This is a genomic window from Cupriavidus sp. Agwp_2 (genome assembly GCF_040784895.1).
In the GTDB taxonomy this organism is placed as follows: Bacteria; Pseudomonadota; Gammaproteobacteria; order Burkholderiales; family Burkholderiaceae; genus Cupriavidus.
The window spans coordinates 2,845,412-2,863,500 of the sequence record NZ_CP088083.1; the positions used below are offsets into that span (position 1 = coordinate 2,845,412).

Sequence of the window (18,089 nt, forward strand, 5' to 3'; positions counted from 1 at the left end):
TTGCAGAACCAGAACAAACGAATCGTAATCGTTGGCGCCACGTCGGCTATCGCCGAACACTGCGCCCGCAACTGGGTCGCTGAACCCGGCGCAGATCTCACGCTGGTGGTCCGCAACCGCAGCAAGGCGGAAACTATCGCCACTGACCTGCGAGTGCGCGGCCCAAGCGCGGCGGTTCGGATCGTCGAAGCGGACTTCGCCAATGCCGCCGCAATCCGTCATCTCGCGAACGAACTCGCCGAAACCGGCCCCATCGACATCGTTCTGATTGCACACGGCACACTGCCCGACCAGGATCAGTGCGAACAGGACCTAGAAATGGCGAACGAAGCCATGCACATCAATGGCATTTCGCCCGTGCTGTTTGCCGAAGCATTCGCCGGCAAGATGGCTGCCGTCAACCGAGGCACGCTAGGCATCATCGGCTCCGTCGCCGGTGACCGTGGCCGCAAATCTAACTATGTCTACGGCGCCGCAAAAGGCCTGGTGACACGCTACGCACAAGGCTTGCAGCATCGCATGGCATTGACGAAGCGCTCTGGCGTGAAAGTCGTGCTGATCAAGCCAGGGCCTACCGCGACGCCAATGACCGCACATCTGACAGCACAAACCGGCAAGATGGCCCAGGTCGAGGATGTCGCTAAATGTATTGTCAATGGCATGGCTGCGGGCATGCCTGTAGTTTACGCGCCAGGCAAGTGGGCAGTGATCATGATGGTGATCCGCCATTTGCCGCGGTTCGTGTTTGATCGGATGGATATCTGACGACCATCGCACCGGAGTCGGAGACCGGCCTGGCTGGCGCAATAGCCAATACCGTATCAGGCGACGTCCGCCGGGCCTAGACAAGTGCATATACAAACCCGTCTGAATTGATTGAGACAAGCGTGAAGAACCTGAATGACAAGATCATCCTTCCGGGCGGAGCCGGCCTGGTCGGACAAAACCTCGTAGCCCGACTGCGTGATCTGGGCTATACGAACATCGTGGTGCTGGACAAGCACCGCACCAACGTCGACGTGCTCAAGAAGACGCAGCCCGATGTCCATGTCGAGTGCGTCGATGTCGCATCCACCGGCGAATGGCTCAAACATTTCGAAGGCGCATCCGTCGTTGTCATGCTGCAAGCCCAGATCGGTGGCACCGACTGGCAGGATTTCGTCCGAAATAACGTCGACTCGACACGCGTGGTTCTCGATGCTATCAAGGCGAACAACGTGCCATACTTGGTGCACATCAGCTCATCTGTTGTCGAATCGGTGGCCGATGATTTCTACACACGCAGCAAGAAAGCTCAGGAAGACATGGTGCTGGCCAGTGGAATCCCTTGCCCTGTGCTGCGCCCAACGCTAATGTTCGGCTGGTTTGACCGCAAGCACCTCGGCTGGCTCTCGCGTTTCATGCAGAAAGTCCCGGTTTTCCCGATCCCTGGGAACGGACGCTATATGCGCCAACCGCTATATGTCGGCGACTTCTGCCGCATCATCATCAGTTGCATCGAGAACCGACGCGGCGCAGGTGTGTACAACATCTCCGGCCACGAGAAGGTCAACTACATCGACATCATCCGCGAAATCAAGCGGGCGACCCGCTCCAAAACGCCAATCGTCCGCATCCCGTATGGGCTGTTCTATGCGCTATTGTGGACTTGGTCGCTATTCGACAAGAATCCACCGTTCACGACGCAACAGCTCGCCGCACTTAGCGCCAAGGACGAATTCGAAGTCATCGACTGGCCTGGCATCTTCGGCGTCGATTCGACCCCGTTCAAGAAAGCTGTCGATGAAACCTTTAACGATCCGCGCTACAGCCGCGTGGTGCTGGAGTTCTGAATGTCGCAACGCATCGCCGTACTCGGCGCCGGCCCAATGGGACTGGGTGCTGCCTACCAACTCGTGCGCGATGGCCATAAGCCCGTCATTTACGAGGCCGATGACCGCGTCGGGGGCATGGCAGCCTGTTTCGATTTCGGCGGCACATCGATCGAACGCTACTACCATTTCCATGCAACGTCGGACGTTGCCTTTTTCGAAGTGCTGAAGGAACTAGGCCTCACAGACAAGCTGCAATGGCGCGAAACCAGGATGGGCTATTACTTTCAGGGACAAGTACAGCCATGGGGCAATCCGATCGCACTGCTGAAGTTCAAGGGCCTTAGCTTCTTCGCCAAGTTCCGCTATGGCCTGCACGCCTTCCTGTCGACCAAGCGCAACGACTGGCGCCCCCTCGACAAGGTCGAGGCGACCGGCTGGATCCGTCGCTGGATCGGTGAAGAGGCGTGGGAAGTTCTCTGGCGGCGCTTGTTCGACTACAAGTTTTACGACTACGCCGACAACCTGTCCGCAGCCTGGATCTGGAGCCGCATCCGCCGAATCGGCCGCTCACGCTATAACCTGTTCCACGAGAAGCTTGGCTATCTCGACGGCGGTTCGGACACATTGCTGAACGCCATGCGCGACGCCATCATTGCCGGTGGGGGCGAGTTCCGCCTGTCCACGCCCGTCCAGCGCGTCGTCATCGAGAATGGCATCGTCAAGGGTATAGAGACCAAAGGTGGCGTGGAAAGCTATGACAAGGTGATCAGCACCGTACCGCTCCCTTATGTCCCCCGCATCATGCCCGATCTGCCCACGGACGTGCTCGACAAGTTCAAGAACGTCAAGAACGTTGCGGTCGTCTGCGTCATTGCCAAGTTGAAGAAACCGGTCACGGAGAACTTCTGGCTCAATGTCAATGACCCCAACATGGACATCCCGGGTATTGTCGAATACACGAACCTGCGCAAGATGGATGATCACATCGTCTACGTACCATACTACGTGCCAGGCGAGCATCCGAAGTACCAAGAACCCGACAACGTCTTCATAGACAAGGTGAAGTCTTACCTTATGAAGATCAACCCGTCGCTGCAGGAAAGCGATTTCATTGAAGTCCGTGCCAGCCGTTATCGCTTCGCGCAACCGATCTGCGAGCCGGGATATCTCGACCGCCTGCCACCGATCCAGCTTCCGGTAAAGGGCCTGCTAGTCGCAGACACTTCATACTACTATCCGGAGGACCGGGGCATCTCGGAGAGCATCGGGCTATCCCGCAAGATGGCCAGGATGCTCTGATGCCATCTCGCACATTCCTACTGTTCCTACTGACCGGTGGCTTCGCCGCTGTCGTAAATTGGAGCAGCAGAATTTTCTATAACCTCTGGATGCCGTACTCGTATGCGATCGTGGTTGCATACCTGACCGGCATGGTGACGGCATTCGTGCTGGCGAAGATGTTTGTCTTCACCACCTCGACGCAATCTACCGGACGTTCGGCGCTGATATTCACGCTGGTCAACGTGGCAGCGGTCGCGCAAACTTGGGCGGTCAGCATGGTGCTGGCGTACCATGTACTGCCGGCGCTGGGTATGACCTGGTACGCAAAGGAGATCGCACATTTCGTGGGCGTGGCGGTGCCGGTGTTCACCAGTTATGTGGGACACAAGCGGTTTACGTTCCGCTAGAAGGCGCTGGCCGACCGGCGCCGAAGGGGCCTCGACAATCGATGTTGCCGTGCGTCCCCCTGCCTCCTCATCGGCGTTCTCGTCTGCGCCCCCAGTTGATCGCGATCGCAAGCGCACCGCTGACAAACATCTGGCGAAAATACCAGCCGACTTCGTTTGGCTTGCAGCAGCTTCTGCGATAAAGAACACCGGAGTGAAGTGCCCGTTGCAGGACTTCAGCATGTAGTCGCGGATAAATGAAATCTGGTGCCCGGTCCTTGCAAATGCAACGTTCAAGTACAGCCCCGACTCTGCACGCAGAAATCCGATCTGAACTCCCAGATACCGACAATAGAGCCAATGCAAGAGCGCGAATGCACCGCTCGCAGCAAACCCGGCAGCGAGCATGGCCGGCCAACGCAATATTTTTGTATTTATGAACTACCTAAAATAAATGAATCCGGCAATGAACCCGCAAGAAAAGCTTTACTCTATCTCGACGACGTCGCACATGAACGACGCGATTCGACCAGCCGCAACAGCCATCGCGGTTCCGTGGCTATACTTTCCGTTCCGTATCGGCCGCCATTTTCAGCCCGCAGGATAGTATGAGCAACCATTCGAGAATTGCCCCATTCCGACCGCTCGTCCGCACATACTCGGCGCTGCTGCAGGTCGCGGATCCGACAGATCGGATGTCCGTGCGCATCGACCAGACCAGCGCAAAAAGCGAACACCGCCACCGTGCAGACGCGGACCTTCATCGCTCCCTGACCGCAACCGACGGCTCCATCGAATACATCACCAACACAGCACGCCGGGCTTTTCACACAGCGGAATACACGATCTTCCACCTGGCAGTTGCCAAATCGGCGTACTAGTCAATGACCCGAGTCATATTCCTGGCCATCCTTTTTGCGATTGGCTATCAGGCCGTGATGTTGCTACTGGGCGCCCGAATTCTCCGGCGATCATGGCTGCAATCCTGTACCCTCGATGACAATATTCGAATCCTGCTTGCTCCCATCGTTGGCGTACTCGCCCACGCGTTGATCACGGCGGCGGCGCTGTCCGTCGATGCACGCATCGTCAAGTTTGTCCTTCCGGCAATCTGCATATTTCTGGGGCTGACTTGGAGGAAAACCCAGCTGGACCTCAAGACCGCGTGGCCCTCTTTGGGTCTGAACTGGGCCTATGGGTTGTTTTGCTTCGCCATTCTGGTTTCGTTCGAGTATGGCGCAGCTCGGGGCGAGAATCTGTTCTGGACGCTCTACCGGTTGACCGCCATTACACCTGGCGACTCGCCGCAGGCCCTTTGGCAGGCGCAATATCTCCTGTATGGGAAAAGCCTGGCCAATCTGCAAAACTTTTCACTTTTCGACAGGCCTTTTCTCGGCGGTTTGATTACACTTGGCGCTTTGACCGGTATCGGACGTCCACCGGGCAGCGAATACAATCTCTTCCCTGCAGAGTTACTGTATTTTTACATTGCGCTCTGGACTTGGCTTAATGCCAATATTGCGCTCGCCGTGACCTGGATAGGCCGCCGATTCGTGGCTCACGATGCGCGGGTGGTGCTTTACTTCATTGTGCTCGCGTCACCAGCGCTCGTATTCAATATCACAGGAACTTGGCCGAAGTTGTTCGGTGTCTATGTAGCCGTTTGTGCCGCCGCTTTGATGTTAAGCGGTCGCTATCTTGTCGCAGCGGTTATGAGCGGGATTACCTTTCTGATTCACGGCTCGTTCCTGTGGGCGCATCTTTCGCTCTGCGGGGTCCTGATCCTATATCTGATATTCTGCGCCCCAACGGTCCCGAAGCGCCTGACTGCTGCAGGCAGTGTCCTGGCAATTGCAGCGGCATTCCCGGGACTATGGTTCGTAGCGGAACGATTGACCGGAGACTCTTCTGCGCTGCGCCTTTACTATCTTTATGATGTTTCCGTCTCGCATGGCTTTCACCATGGCATCGAAGAGATCGCACGGAATTTCTATCGTCAAACGACAGCAGGCAATCTCTCCTCACTGCCATTCATGAATCTCTTGAAGGCGCTCGTTCCGTATGAGTTATTCATCTGGCTGGGATCGTTCTCGTATAAGCATCAGGAACTCACTTGGCGAAGCTTTGCCTCTGCACTGTTCTTGACGCAGATGAATCGCCCCTTGTTTGGTTTTTGTGTTACCGCTGGCATTGTCGCCATAGTTGGCATGGCGAGATCCTTAGGCACTAATTGGAAGCTGTCTCTGGCGGTCATTGCTTTTTTCCTGCTACCACTCATTCCGGGCATGGCGCTCTATCGGCGTGACGATCACTTCATCCTTGGCATTATGCTGTTCGCGCTGGTTCCAATGGTACTGGCAGTTGGTGCAGGGCTGTCATCCATGAGCGCGAAGGCATCCATCCTGCTGCTGAATCTCGTCGGTTTCGAGTATTGGCTTGTCTATCTATCGCGCTACCCGAGCTTGCGTTACCCAGGCGAATTCCATGAATTCTATGTCTGGCTCGTCGGCATCGCCCTCGTCGCTTCTGTGCTCGGCGTCGTCGCCATGCGTATGCGCATGTCAGCGCACGGATCATGGAGTACGGTGAGATGATGAGAGTACTGCCGTTTGGACAGTTGCTTTTCAGTACTCCAGGTCGTGCTTGCCTGTCCGCCACGGCAGCAGTGCTGCTCGCTGGCACGTTGGGTCCGACTGCTTTACTCCACTTACTTCATGATGGCGGATTCCGTACCAATAGGCAGACCGTTGAGCTTGCGATGTGGCCGCAAATCGAAGGGAGCCGTACCGCCAAGGTCAACGGTGGCGTCAACACCGATTTGAGAACAATCGAGGGTAACTTCGAGCACAAAGATATCTTCCTCAAGACCGGGCACGCTGTCCACATGCGTAAGGTGCCGGTCCACGGGCCATCGACCTTGATCGTTCATGTGCGTATCGACCCCGTGTGGAATGCCGGCGCCGTCATGGAGCCGGTCGTAATGAAGCTAACGGCGGCGACCCCAGAGGAAGCGAAGTCCGTCGAGCTGACCCTGTCAGGACCGCGCAACGTCACGGACCGATGGCATGATCTGGCCATTGATGTTAGCCAGTTCGAAGGCAAGTTGCTTGTCGTTTCCCTGCACACAATGGCGCGAAGCGACGGGATCTGGACTAACTGGAGAGACCCGCGCATCGCTCCCAGCAATTAGGGCCAACGATGCGCGGCTGGGCTTTGCGGTTGGATCGCCGTTTCCGTTTGCATGCTGGCTGCGGCACCCACTTCGGGTCTCACCTCAAACTCCAGGGTCGATAATTCCATGGCAATCTCCGGCTCGTAGGCTTGGATCCACGACGTGGACTGCGCAATGCGGAAGGCATCGACCGAGTAAGGCGCCGCCTCTCCCTGCTCGATGGCTCGTGTCAGTTTCTCGAATTCCCGGCTATCGTTGACTTTGGGCGACAACAGAAAGCCGCCTTCGCCGACGCTTGCTAGGTATCGATAGCTTACCCAGCGACCGCTCACATCTTTTACGTCGATCCGCAGATGAGGTGGGCGAAAGAGCAACCCGAGCAGTTTCCCCGAAAGGGTTTTCTTCATTTCCACCCTAACCCAGACTAGCTCTCCCCGACGCTCTGCGATGGAAACCTCATCGCCTAGCCGCGCCCGAAGATGCGTCACCCTCGCGTACTTCATGTGTCGCTTGTCCTCCGCCTGGAACAAGAGTCCCGCCGAAGTGAGCCCAGTCAAAGAATAGTGACTCCAGATCTCCGGCCAGCTCCTGCCGTCGTCCATCGAGCTAAAGCGCCCATCGATCGGCTCGACATGAAACAGCAGACGGTCAGGTCTCGTCTGTTGTGACAAGTGGGTGGCGTTGGCCTCAGCCAGTGCTGCCGTATAGGCGGAATAGCTCTGCATTACAGGCCTTGGATTCCATACCGCACCGTTAGCTATCACCGCCGTCTGGTGGTACGAGTAGCTATCCAGCGAGCCTTTTCCCTTCACCGGATGTTGGCGCGCAATTTCCTTTAAATCGCGGCGAAACCGCTTTTCAAATGAATGCGGATCGCTTGCTAGGGCTATAACCCCAAGTAGACTTTCCTCGGCATGCCGCGCCCACGTTTCCGCCAGTTGCCGGGGACCGAGATTGGCCTGAACCCGTATGCTGTAGCAGCAGAGCACAAGCGAAATCAGCACGAGCCCCATCGTCCGGACATCCGGCTTCCGACCGACATGCCACAGCGAGATCAGCATTAGCGTACCGGCGGCGATGACCTCGTGGATATCCTGCCGTACATAGGCGGCTTTGAACGAGAAGAATAACGTCATCAGCATTGCCAATGCCTCCACCGACCTTCGCGCGGCGACGGAAATGAGGAATGCGATGACCGCACCGACAACGAACAACACGACGGGCAGTAGGGATCCATCCAGCGACATCGCATCCGTATAACCGGAGACGATCGGAATCGCCTCGACGAAGTAGGCGTGAAGATCGGCCGGTTGTTGGCCAGAAAAAACCCAAAGGAGCATTAAGCAAAGCAGGTAGAGCACAATCGGTGCAACTCGCTGCCACGCCTTCCCTGGCAGAAAGAGCGATAGGCAAAGTATCGAGATGCTCGCAATCGCGAATGTCAGCTTTACCAGGCTGATAGCTGCCAATAGAATCAGTCCGAAAAGCGATATCGTGCCGATGCCCGTCGAATCATGCTTATCTTGTTGTAGACTGCAAAGTACAAGGTATGGTGAAAACAAGAATAGGGCGTCGCGCAGATATAGCACGCAGATGATCGTGATCGCGAATGCCCAGACTACGAAATGTGAGGTATTGCCGCATCCATGGGCCGCATTCGCCATTTACATGCGAGTAGAACAAAGCCAAGCAACGCGGAGACAGACTGCGCCCAGAAAAAAATATTTGGATAATAATTCCTGGTATATACCGCGCTGAACGGACCGAACGTAAAAATGACATCCGAACCGAAACGAAGACCATTAGCTGCTGCATAGTTCAAGCCGAGTTGCCACGAACGTTCCAAATCCTCGCCAGGAAATATAGGGGCCCATGGCATCACGAAAAGCAGCACGACCGCTGACATTAACATTACCACCATCAAACCGAGCGTCGATTCGTTTTCCCATTTCCGCAACAACGTCTTCTCCTTCTTCGGGTAGGACAGGAGTATATCCTGTGCGTGCACCCGGATCCTGTGCGTGCACCCGGATGAACCGGCATCGGCTCTAGCTTCGTTCGACAATGCGGCACTGCTAGCCCGTAAGGAGGTCAAGCGACTTACGACGGAGAATCGGGGCACAGTAGCGTCACTCACCGCCACCACGGCGATCGAGGTACAATGTTGAGCTTCCAATGCATCTTCAAGGCGGACTTCTCATGGGAGGAACTCTCTCTAGCTTTCCGACGAACGCAGCGATGTTCATCAAACCGACCCGACTCGTTTTGAGCGCGTGGACCGGACATGTGCCATTTGGCGCATGGTTAGTGGCTGAAACCAAGCCGCGTATCTTTGTTGAACTGGGATCGCATACTGGAATGTCGTATGCCGCACTCTGCCAAACCGTGGCTGCTGAGCATCTCGACACTAAATGTTATGCCGTCGATACCTGGCAAGGTGATGAACACGCCGGATATTATGGTGACGATGTGTTTTTCGATCTCGCCAAGTTCAACGAAGACAACTTTGCAAATTTCTCCCGCCTAATGCGAATGACATTCGATGAGGCAGCAGAATATTTTGCAGAGGGCACGGTCGATCTTTTGCATATTGACGGCCTGCACACCTACGACGCTGTACGCCATGATTTTGAGACCTGGCTGCCAAAGCTTTCGGATCGCGCCATAGTGATTTTCCACGACACCAACGTCCGCGAACGTGGATTTGGCGTGTGGCAGTATTGGAGCGAACTCACCAAACAGTACCCGGGTGTCGAGTTCGACCATTCGGCAGGATTGGGAGTGCTGCTGGTGGGAAAAAATCAGAGTCCCGCGGTGACCCGGCTGCTTGAGATCGCCAAGGAACCGAAGTTACTGCAATATACGAAGGAAATGTTCGCCAGTCTGGGCGATTCCGTTCTGCGGCGATGGGAACTCGATCGTGCAAGACGTGAGCAGTTCCAGGAAGTTCAGAGACTGCGGGAGCAGGTGGCGACGCTTTCGGTCGAGTTGCGCGAAAAAATCGGACTGAACGAAGAATTACAGCGCGAGGTGGTCATTTCCAAGGCGTTGCAGGAAGTCGCTACCATGACCGAGACGATCAAGACCCTGTCACAGGACATCAAGACCCTGTCACAGGACAATGAGGCGCTACGCGGCAAACTGAGGCAGTCCGAAGAGGTGGCAAATCAGTTGAAAAATTCCGTGTCCTATCGCATGACATGGCCACTGCGTCTGGTGCGAGGGCTATTCCGTCATTAAGAAATGCATGAAATAAAAAGGCTCCTGGTGAGCCTTTTTTTATGGCCGCCCACGCCAACGTCGTGAAATCATTCGGCGGCTGAAGCGAACGAAGCGCCACGCATTCCGCGTTGCCAGCAAATGCAGGATCGTTACGGCCAGGAAGATCAGGAACAACACCTGCTCCGAAATTCCCAGCTTCCACCCCAGCACGCCTACAAGCCCCATCAGCGCATTGCTGACGAGAATGATCCACACGATCGCATCCGGGCTTAGTTTCAAGCGCAGCAGAATATGGTGAAGATGCGTTCGATCGGCGGCGAGCGGATTCTTGCCTTTCATCATGCGGCGTAGCACGACCGCCAGCAAATCGATCAGCACAAAGCCCAAAACCCACAGCATGACCACCGGCGGCACATGGCGGCCTGAATTGTAGGGCGCCTGGGATAATTCAACGGCAAACCAGACGATCCCGAAACCCAGCACCAGGCTTCCGGCGTCACCGAGAAACACACGCATTTTCCCGCGCAACGGCGTGCTCATATTGAAGACCAGGAAGCCCAGAAGCGCGCCACAGAAAATCACGGAGATTCGTTGTGCCGCGCCATTTCCCAACTCGCCGCTGAGATAGGCAAACCAGGCGAACATGGAGAACGCGAGTCCGCCGCACAGGCCATCGAGCCCGTCGCTCATATTCATCGCATTCACGACGGAGACCGCAGCAAACAGCGTTAGCGGAATTCCCCAGTTCGCCAGTTCGATTTCGCGACGGCCGAACAGGTCGCCGAGCGACGTCAGATAGACCCCGCCCCAAGACGTCATCAGGATCGCGGCAAAGATCTGCACCGCCAGCTTGGCAACCGGCGGTACGCCGCGCGAATCGTCTAGCACGCCAATCAGCATCATCACAGTCACCCCCCCGAGCAAGGCCACGTAGTAGCCTTGGGCGCGCATGAACAGCATGGCCCCCGCCAACACAGCGATCGTGACGGCAATGCCGCCGACCAGAGGCACTTCGCCTACATGCCGTTTGCGCGCATCGGGACGGTCGACCAGGCCGCCAGCGCGTGCCAGTGGGCGCAGCAGGAAGATAAAAGAGGCACTAATGACGAATGCCGCTAATGGAACCCAAAAGAAATCGAACATGCCAGCCCATCAGTGAATATTGTTGTTATGGCCCTTGATGCGAAACCGCCAATAGGCGACCGAGCTCAATAGTCGACAAAGGCTCCGAATATGCCACATACGGTAGCGCCAGTTTCGATGGCTCGTACGCTGCGCATCGTGCACGACAATTCCATTCTGGACCCAACTGACAGCGCGCCCGGCCAGATGCACCCGAAGGCAGATATCGACATCTTCACAATAGAGGCGATAACGCTCGTCAAAGCCGGAGACCGCGTGGAACGTGGCCCGGTCGAAGACCAGGCACATTCCCGCAAGCCAATCGACCTGCTGCTCGGACGGCTCGGTGGCATAGTCCGCTTCGAATTGACGGTGCCACCAGCGACTGCACAGCCGCAGCGGCGTGGGAACGCGCCGGGCGCTATCCTCGACGCGCCCCGCGGGAGACACGACGCGCGGGCCCGCCACGCCCGCCTTCTGCGCGACGCTGGCCAGCAACGGCGTCAGGCTTTCTGGAGTCAGGCGAACGTCAGGATTCATGACGCAGAAGAACTCCGTCGTGCACAACCTGAACGCGGAGTTGTGATTTTCGCCGAATCCACGCGGCACGGCATTCTCGATCCAGTCGAGCACAAAGCCGGTCTGCGATTCGATCTGCGTCCGTGGCTCCGGCAAATTCTGCGTCACGACAACATGCATCGGCAGCACGGCAGCCGCATCGCGCAACTGCCGCAACAACGGGTCAAGCAACCTGCCCTGGCCGTGACTGACGATAGACACGGTAAGGCGAGGCGATGTGGAGCTTGGCTGCGGGAAATGCATTGCGCTCCTCACAGGCGAACGAGGTCACGCAGGACGCCGCCATAGCCGTCCGCGAATCGATGATAGCCGTGCATGCGGAACTCGCGCAGTATCCCCGCGACGCGGCCGGGCAGTCCGTGCGGGAAGGCAATGCGACGATCGAAGTGGCTCACAGCCTCGTCCAGCAGGGACAGTTTGCATGGCTCAACGCCGACACAGCCGGCAAGCCGCTCGCGGAGCGCGCCAATGCGGCGGCGCTTATAGCGAAGATGCTCGTCGTGGGGTGTCTTCCTGACCCGCCGACCGTAATGGACCAGCCGCGCGAACAGATTGGTCGGTACGCCGATGGCGTTGGTCCCGTGCTGCCGGTACTGCGTCAGCCGATCCGGCAACATCGCGACCGTCTTCGAGGCAGCCGCGCACGCTGCCAGCCACTCGTCATGAATCCAGTCTTCGGGAATCGGCAGTGCAAGCGCGAGCAGTTCGCGCCGGAATGCGGCCGTCGTGCCGGTTACCAGATTTCGGCGACAGTAGACTTCGAAAAAGCGTGCTTCCGCGATCAGGTCCTGTTCCAGCTTTGATATGCAGAGCGCCTCGAACAAGCTCTTACCCAAGTCTCGCCCCTGCTCGTCGATCAGATCCGCATCGGTATGGACCAGCAGCACGTCCGGCAGCGCCTCCATCCGGCAGGCGATCACTTCGATCTTGCTCGCGCTCCAGACATCGTCCTGATCGGCCAGGAAGATCACATCGGTCCGGAGCTGCTCGATGGCTTGCTGGAAATTGCGTCGCACACCCAGACGGGGTTCGTTGCGCAGCACCAGCACCTCGATCGACGTCGATGCACGCACCTCGCGTGCCCATTGCTCGATGACTTCCCAGCTACCGTCATCCGAGGCGTCGTCGCTAATGACAACCTGCAGCGGCTGGCGGCTCTGGTTGACCAGCGACTCCAGCTGCACACGCAAGAAGGCACCGCCATTGCATGTGCACATGGCGATACCGCAAGTGAGAGGTGCTACGACCGTCGCCGTATCAACTGGAGAATGCATAGATCCATGAATGCGCCGCGGCGCTCCTGCGTCGATACCCTTGTGGGCATCAACCGTTATTTGAGTACCGTTGGGAGTCGCCCACCTTTCATGGCCACATAAGCGGCAAGGGTCGCGATGTTTACCACCACCTGGGCCCACGCCACCCGCTCGACCATTTTCCCGGAGCGGGCCGCCTGCACGGCTACCAGACCCAGCAGCACCGCCGCAAATGGTTGCCAGCCATGCAGCAGCGGCACCGCGTGGTTCGAAAAGACCAGGCTCAGCAACAAGCTCGCGGCGCCAAGGTAGACCACAACCACCTTGAAGTCGAGCATTCCAGCCGCGCCCGGCTGCGCATACGGCGCCCCGCCGGAGCCGCCGAAACGGTACGCGTTCAAAAGTCCAATCAGAAAAAGCAGCAGGCCCATCGCACCGGCGAGATTCAACTGCGACGCCGCGAAGATCGTGTCGTAAGGCGCCCCATATGCGAGCAGATGCTCGGGCACGACGGTGTGCACGATGTTCACGATACGCGCGAGCAGGAACTGATACGTCGACATGCCATTAGACGAGAAATTCTGATCGACCAGGTCAGAGTCGATGCCGATCACGAGCTTTGCCCAGATAAACCAGGGTGCCACGCAAACGGCAAAACCGATACTGAGCGCCGCCGCCTGCTTCAGCTTCTCACCAAGACCGCGACTGCACAGCAACAGTCCCAGGACACCCACCCCCACATAGCCGATCGCATAGGGATGGGACCAATAGGCAAGGCCAAGCAACACGCCTGTCAGCAGGCTCTTGCGATATGACACCTGGGCAACTACCGCGAGCAGCACGAAGAACCCGGCCAGCGCCTTGGGCCAGGTGAAGATCGTCTGGAACAGGAAGTACGGGCTCGTGATGAATAGCAGCGAGAACAGCAAACTCTGGCGCGTATTCGGATTGACCATGCGGGTCAGGATCAAGCCCGCACCCAGCAGCAAGCACGCGTTCAGGAAAATGCCGACGCCCAAGAAAATCGAGAGCGGCTTGACGTCGCGAGCGAGCACGCGGAAGTCCGGCCACTGGGTGTCGACATATTCGTAGCGTGGCAGGTCATGGAGCGGCGTCACCGCTGCCAATGCCACGCGGATCGGCAGCCCCACCAGGCTGACCAGGATGGGTCGGTTCGTGACATGCTGGCCAGGCAGGATCGGGCTGTTTCGCTCGAACGAGATATCGCGTGCCAGATACTCCTGTGCCACGTAAGGCACCACGTTATCGGCTGGCAGGTTGCCCGTCAGATACTGGATCTGCACGGGCTGGACGGACTCTTTATTGACGTAGGCCCCATCCGCCAGCTTGGCCGGCAACGGATAGCGGCCGCTCGACAACGCGATCGCGAAGACCGCCAGCGCGAACGCGGCGGCATGGAACAGGACATCTTGCGTGCCGCCGCGCGGAAAGAACACGCGCATGCCATCGCGGCGCAGCATGGCCAAGCCGGTCAGTATAGGCGCGAGCAGGCCGACCCACGCCACTGTCCGCCGCACGGGCAGCGGCACCAAAGCCAGCAGAAGCCCCAGCAATGCCAGATAGACAACCGATACTGCGATCGCGATCGCCGAGCGCTCGAGCAGGCTTGCCTCCCTCTCCTGCTGCCGCGCTATGGCCTGACTGACCAGCGGCAGCGCACCCAGAAAGCAGAATGCAATCATCGCACCCAGCCCCCCCAACCCGTACTTCAATTCCCCAAGATCAATCATTCGGCCTTTTCTTCTTCGTCTTATTGCAGCGATGCGAGCATGGACCGCGCCCGTGCTTCGTAGGTATGGTCACGTAGCGCCCGGTCCTGTGCTGCCTGGGCAATACTGCGGCGCCGCTCCGGCTCCCCTGCCATCGACTCGACCAACTCCGCCAGTTCGGCGGGCGAGTCGAAGATCAGCATCTCGCTGCCGACGTCGAAGTGATCCAGCAGTTCCGGCCCCTCAAAATAGGTGCACTGCACCGCGCCCGCCATCGCCGCCTCGAAGGTCCGTGGACCGGGCGTACTGGCATCGAGCGAATAGCGGCTGTTGGCAAGGTTATAACGTCGTCCGATATTCAGCGTCACCCGTGACGAGGCGTATAGATCCGGAAGCGCCTCGTTATGGACCCGTTCATTGCGACAGAACGGCAATGCGGTGTCCCACTCCGCGCCGAGGATTTCGACCTTGAAATTGCCGAGCAGCGGCACGCAATCCGCCACCAGTTGACGCCGGTTCGGAAAGCCCACGCCACAGAAGAACACGTCGCGCGCGATATCCTGGCCGACCGGCCGGAAATGAGCGTCGCGGTCGGCGGCCAAAGGCAAGTGACCGACGCGGGGATGATCGAAGTGCTGCGCCGCCCAACGGTCGTTTGAAAAGATCATGTCCGCATAGCGATAGATCTTGTAGTTGAAATCGAACTCGTAGGGGTCGTCATGCAGCCAGAACACCAGCGATGCACCGCTCCGGGCGCAATAGGTCCGCAGACCGGTGTAATCGCAGCTGTCGGGCATGCAGGAGCCGAACACCACGATCAGATCTGGCCGGAAACGCTTGGCACTCTCGACGGCCGAGTCCAGCGACGTCGCGATGACATGACCGGGCTGCAGCACGCCTTCGAATCCACGTGCGACGTAGTTACGTAATACCGCGTTGTGATTGACTCGGTCGGGCGAAGCGCTGCAGACCAGGACCTTGATATCGTTGTTCATATGCGCCTTGCCACATAGCGCACGCATGCGCGTGCCGTCGATGTCGCGCCATACACCCTGTAATGCCGCACTGCGCGCCCAACTAATCCGACGATCCGGCGACGCAGCGTCGGACGACTGACCACGGCGCCCGCGCTCGGCGTCACCGCCCAGACCGGCGAGCCCAATGGGCGTTGCAACTGGGCGCGGCGCAGGGTCCCGACTTCCTTGACCTGCGAGCTCGCGCGTCGATGGAAGACGAGCGGCTGATAGACGTCCGCCAAGCCGTCGAAGTGTTCGCGCGGATGGGAAATCGGCGCAGTGGCAATGCCCGCCCGCAGTCGTTCGAGCAGGCCAGGCATCTCCGCCAGCCGATGCAGCGCCTGTACGAGCTGCCCCTCCGAATTCGGCGCGATCTTGATGCCGTTGATGTTGTCGAAGACACGCTCGCCCAGCGCGCCGATATCGGTGACGATCGGCACGAGGCCGAGGTCCCAGGCCTCGGACAAGGTCAGGCAATAGGTCTCCGGCCAGATCGACAGATGCAGCGAGACATCGCAGTCGCGGATAGCCGCCGGGATCTCACCGGGGTTGTAACCACCGTGTACGTGCACGAACGGATACTCGCTCTTGTTGGCAAGCCAGCTATATTGCCCTTCCACGCGGCCAAAGATATGGAACTCGACATTGGAATTGGCCAGCAAGGGAATGACGCGCGCGATGATGTCGCCGCCCTTGTGTGGCGTGAAGTTGCCGAGCACCGCGACCTTCAGCACCTGTCCGGGCTGGCGCGTCGCCTCAACGACGCGCGACACCGGCTCGATCGGCACGGGCAGCACTACTGTTTTCGGATGCGCCGCCACTGACGGAAAAATACGCGAGGCAAGATCCAGCGCCCCTTGCGTATTGAAGACCAGCGCATCGCAGAGCGCGAGCACACCATCCCAATAAGCGCGCCGTGCCGCCTGGCCGCCTGGCAGTATATGGTGGCCATTCCAGAGGCAAACATCGCACTGCGACAGTGATATCTCGTCCGGATGGCAGTACGTACCGCGGAACGACAGCAGCGTGAAATTGTGGCAGATCGTGAAGTAGTCGTGGAACGTTAGGGCCGTCGCCACGCCGAGCGCGCTTGCCACTTCGATCAGGCTCGGCACATGACCGAGCAGATGATGGAAATGAACGGCGCTGATGTTGTACTCGGACAGCAGCGAGGCAAACGCTTCCTCGCGTTCAGGGCAGCTCAGTACCCACGGCGAATAGATCTCAGTAAAACTGAACTTGCGCAGCACCTCGCCCTCGGCGTTCAGCAGCACTGTGTTGCGCGTATCGCCCTGCCGTTCCGGCACATAGAAGAAAACGTCGTACTGCGCTCCCAGCGACTTGCGCACCAATTCGAGATAGACCTCGACACCACCGAAATGCCCATTTCGAACGACATTGTGCGCAACCAGCAATAGCCGTGGTCGCTTGGCGGTCGTGACCGAGGTGGGCTGCGCCTCGACTACGGCAGAACCGAGATGCCGCTCCAGTTCGTCGAGCACATAGGCCACACGGTGCTCGTAGCAATGCTGTTCCAGCGCCTTTTTCTGGGCGAGGAAAGCGATCTCGTTGCGCCAGTCGATATCGGCACGGAGTGCGGCGACCTGCTGGACGAGCTGGGGTGCATCCTCGAAGTAGAGAAACTCTTCGCCGGGCACGAAATAGTTTTCGGCTTCCGTCAACTTCGATTGCACGAGCTGCACCGTGCCCGACAGCGCGGCCTCGAACAGCCGCGGCGGCGGCGTTTCCGCGAAATCGCGGTTGCCCGATGCGGAGAACACGCGCGGCAACACCAGCGTCGCCAGGCTCATATTGGCAAACCGCGCGAAGTCAACCGGCGACGTGCGCCAATTCAATTGGCTCGGCGGCAGGTTGAGGTCGATCGGCGGCAGATGCTCATTGGTGGGCAAAGCGATCTTGGCGCGGATGGCATGCTCGCCCCAATCGGCGTTGAGAAATTCCTTCAGCAGGGCAACCCGGTTCGGCCAAGCCGTGCCGGCGAAGAACAGGTCGTAGCGCAGCTTCGACGGGGCGGCAGCGAGCGGAAGCAGATGAAAGGGCTTGGCACCCGCCAACGGCAGATGCCGCCCCTTTTCGCCGTAGGACTTTACGCTAGCCGAATCGTTGGTGAAGACGAGATCGAACAGGCCGGCATTGCGGACGTTGACCTCCAGTTCGTATGGATCCTCCGTCACCCACAGCACCGAGCGTCCACAGACCGCGGCAACGCGCGCACAAACGGCGGGATTAAGTTCTTCGCCATCGAAGGCAAAGAACAGATTGCAGCGTTGGCGGATCGCCTCGTTCACCGCATTGTCGATTCCGGCCTTGACGACGCACTCGACCGTCCCGGTTGCCTGCAGGGCACGCTGGATGGCGAGGCAGATATAGTGGTTGGGGTTGCTGCTCTTCGTATCCAGCAGCAGGACACGATAGCGGCTGCCTGCCGGCGACATCACGTCGCCCACATCACCGGTCGCGATGGGAATTGGCGTGCTGGCTAGCATTTGCCTC

At 58.4% G+C, this 18,089-nt stretch carries 16 protein-coding genes; 8 read left to right on the forward strand and 8 right to left on the reverse strand.

The genetic code is table 11. The features are described from left to right. From LPA45_RS13335 to LPA45_RS13365, 7 genes are all read left to right on the forward strand, one after another. Positions 1–765 (forward strand): SDR family NAD(P)-dependent oxidoreductase, encoded by a 765-nt coding sequence (locus LPA45_RS13335; protein ID WP_116317903.1) that lies wholly within the window; start codon positions 1–3, stop codon positions 763–765. A 122-nt stretch (positions 766–887) separates the two neighbouring features. Then, positions 888–1,832 carry an NAD(P)-dependent oxidoreductase gene (locus LPA45_RS13340; RefSeq protein WP_116317904.1) on the forward strand — a complete coding sequence of 315 codons (945 nt, stop codon included), beginning with the start codon at positions 888–890 and terminating at the stop codon, positions 1,830–1,832. Next, positions 1,833–3,113: an NAD(P)/FAD-dependent oxidoreductase gene (locus LPA45_RS13345; protein WP_116317905.1), complete on the forward strand. Its 1,281-nt coding sequence runs from the start codon at positions 1,833–1,835 to the stop codon at positions 3,111–3,113. Then, positions 3,113–3,502 carry a GtrA family protein gene (locus LPA45_RS13350; RefSeq protein WP_116317906.1) on the forward strand — a complete coding sequence of 130 codons (390 nt, stop codon included), beginning with the start codon at positions 3,113–3,115 and terminating at the stop codon, positions 3,500–3,502. The genes LPA45_RS13345 and LPA45_RS13350 overlap by 1 nt, the downstream gene beginning before the upstream one ends. Before the next feature lie 587 nt (positions 3,503–4,089). Continuing rightward, positions 4,090–4,362, forward strand: coding sequence for a hypothetical protein (locus tag LPA45_RS13355; RefSeq protein WP_147316185.1), 273 nt, complete (start codon positions 4,090–4,092; stop codon positions 4,360–4,362). Between the two features lie 3 nt (positions 4,363–4,365). After that, the gene (locus tag LPA45_RS13360; protein ID WP_116317908.1) at positions 4,366–6,075 is read left to right on the forward strand and encodes a hypothetical protein; all 1,710 of its coding nucleotides are present in this window, start codon (positions 4,366–4,368) and stop codon (positions 6,073–6,075) included. Further along, on the forward strand, positions 6,072–6,671 hold the full coding sequence (locus LPA45_RS13365) for a hypothetical protein (RefSeq protein WP_147316186.1): 600 nt from the start codon (positions 6,072–6,074) through the stop codon (positions 6,669–6,671). The genes LPA45_RS13360 and LPA45_RS13365 overlap by 4 nt, the downstream gene beginning before the upstream one ends. On the opposite strand, the gene LPA45_RS13370 is transcribed toward LPA45_RS13365, so the two are convergent. Both LPA45_RS13370 and LPA45_RS13375 read right to left on the reverse strand, forming a co-directional pair. Then, on the reverse strand, positions 6,668–8,242 hold the full coding sequence (locus LPA45_RS13370; protein WP_147316187.1) for a hypothetical protein: 1,575 nt from the start codon (positions 8,240–8,242) through the stop codon (positions 6,668–6,670). The two genes, LPA45_RS13365 and LPA45_RS13370, sit on opposite strands and share 4 nt — an antisense overlap. A gap of 29 nt (positions 8,243–8,271) precedes the next feature. After that, on the reverse strand, positions 8,272–8,718 hold the full coding sequence (locus LPA45_RS13375) for a hypothetical protein (protein ID WP_147316188.1): 447 nt from the start codon (positions 8,716–8,718) through the stop codon (positions 8,272–8,274). A gap of 173 nt (positions 8,719–8,891) precedes the next feature. Between LPA45_RS13375 and LPA45_RS13380 the strand changes: the two genes are divergently transcribed. Next, a complete protein-coding gene (locus tag LPA45_RS13380) occupies positions 8,892–9,893 on the forward strand; it encodes a class I SAM-dependent methyltransferase (RefSeq protein ID WP_158577636.1) in 1,002 nt (333 codons plus the stop codon). A 39-nt stretch (positions 9,894–9,932) separates the two neighbouring features. On the opposite strand, the gene LPA45_RS13385 is transcribed toward LPA45_RS13380, so the two are convergent. From LPA45_RS13385 to LPA45_RS13410, 6 genes are all read right to left on the reverse strand, one after another. Continuing rightward, positions 9,933–11,018 (reverse strand): MraY family glycosyltransferase, encoded by a 1,086-nt coding sequence (locus LPA45_RS13385; RefSeq protein ID WP_116317912.1) that lies wholly within the window; start codon positions 11,016–11,018, stop codon positions 9,933–9,935. Positions 11,019–11,027: 9 nt separating this feature from the next. Then, positions 11,028–11,819: a glycosyltransferase gene (locus LPA45_RS13390; protein WP_116317913.1), complete on the reverse strand. Its 792-nt coding sequence runs from the start codon at positions 11,817–11,819 to the stop codon at positions 11,028–11,030. Positions 11,820–11,827: 8 nt separating this feature from the next. After that, on the reverse strand, positions 11,828–12,760 hold the full coding sequence (locus LPA45_RS13395) for a glycosyltransferase family 2 protein (RefSeq protein ID WP_233527988.1): 933 nt from the start codon (positions 12,758–12,760) through the stop codon (positions 11,828–11,830). 146 nt (positions 12,761–12,906) lie between these two features. Next, a complete protein-coding gene (locus tag LPA45_RS13400; protein WP_147316189.1) occupies positions 12,907–14,580 on the reverse strand; it encodes a hypothetical protein in 1,674 nt (557 codons plus the stop codon). A 20-nt stretch (positions 14,581–14,600) separates the two neighbouring features. Further along, positions 14,601–15,554: a glycosyltransferase gene (locus LPA45_RS13405; RefSeq protein WP_116317916.1), complete on the reverse strand. Its 954-nt coding sequence runs from the start codon at positions 15,552–15,554 to the stop codon at positions 14,601–14,603. Further along, positions 15,551–18,082, reverse strand: coding sequence for a glycosyltransferase (locus LPA45_RS13410; protein ID WP_158577637.1), 2,532 nt, complete (start codon positions 18,080–18,082; stop codon positions 15,551–15,553). Before LPA45_RS13410 ends, LPA45_RS13405 begins: the two co-directional genes overlap by 4 nt. Positions 18,083–18,089 lie beyond the last annotated feature (7 nt).

Excerpts from the sequence above, each read along its gene's own strand:
- LPA45_RS13410 (WP_158577637.1), bottom strand. The coding sequence starts at position 18,082 with ATGCTAGCCAGCACGCCAATTCCCATCGCGACCGGTGATGTGGGCGAC.
- LPA45_RS13405 (WP_116317916.1), bottom strand. The coding sequence starts at position 15,554 with ATGAACAACGATATCAAGGTCCTGGTCTGCAGCGCTTCGCCCGACCGA.
- LPA45_RS13345 (WP_116317905.1), top strand. The coding sequence starts at position 1,833 with ATGTCGCAACGCATCGCCGTACTCGGCGCCGGCCCAATGGGACTGGGT.
- LPA45_RS13385 (WP_116317912.1), bottom strand. The coding sequence starts at position 11,018 with ATGTTCGATTTCTTTTGGGTTCCATTAGCGGCATTCGTCATTAGTGCC.
- LPA45_RS13350 (WP_116317906.1), top strand. The coding sequence starts at position 3,113 with ATGCCATCTCGCACATTCCTACTGTTCCTACTGACCGGTGGCTTCGCC.
- LPA45_RS13400 (WP_147316189.1), bottom strand. The coding sequence starts at position 14,580 with ATGATTGATCTTGGGGAATTGAAGTACGGGTTGGGGGGGCTGGGTGCG.
- LPA45_RS13380 (WP_158577636.1), top strand. The coding sequence starts at position 8,892 with ATGTTCATCAAACCGACCCGACTCGTTTTGAGCGCGTGGACCGGACAT.
- LPA45_RS13360 (WP_116317908.1), top strand. The coding sequence starts at position 4,366 with ATGACCCGAGTCATATTCCTGGCCATCCTTTTTGCGATTGGCTATCAG.
- LPA45_RS13365 (WP_147316186.1), top strand. The coding sequence starts at position 6,072 with ATGATGAGAGTACTGCCGTTTGGACAGTTGCTTTTCAGTACTCCAGGT.
- LPA45_RS13390 (WP_116317913.1), bottom strand. The coding sequence starts at position 11,819 with ATGCATTTCCCGCAGCCAAGCTCCACATCGCCTCGCCTTACCGTGTCT.
- LPA45_RS13355 (WP_147316185.1), top strand. The coding sequence starts at position 4,090 with ATGAGCAACCATTCGAGAATTGCCCCATTCCGACCGCTCGTCCGCACA.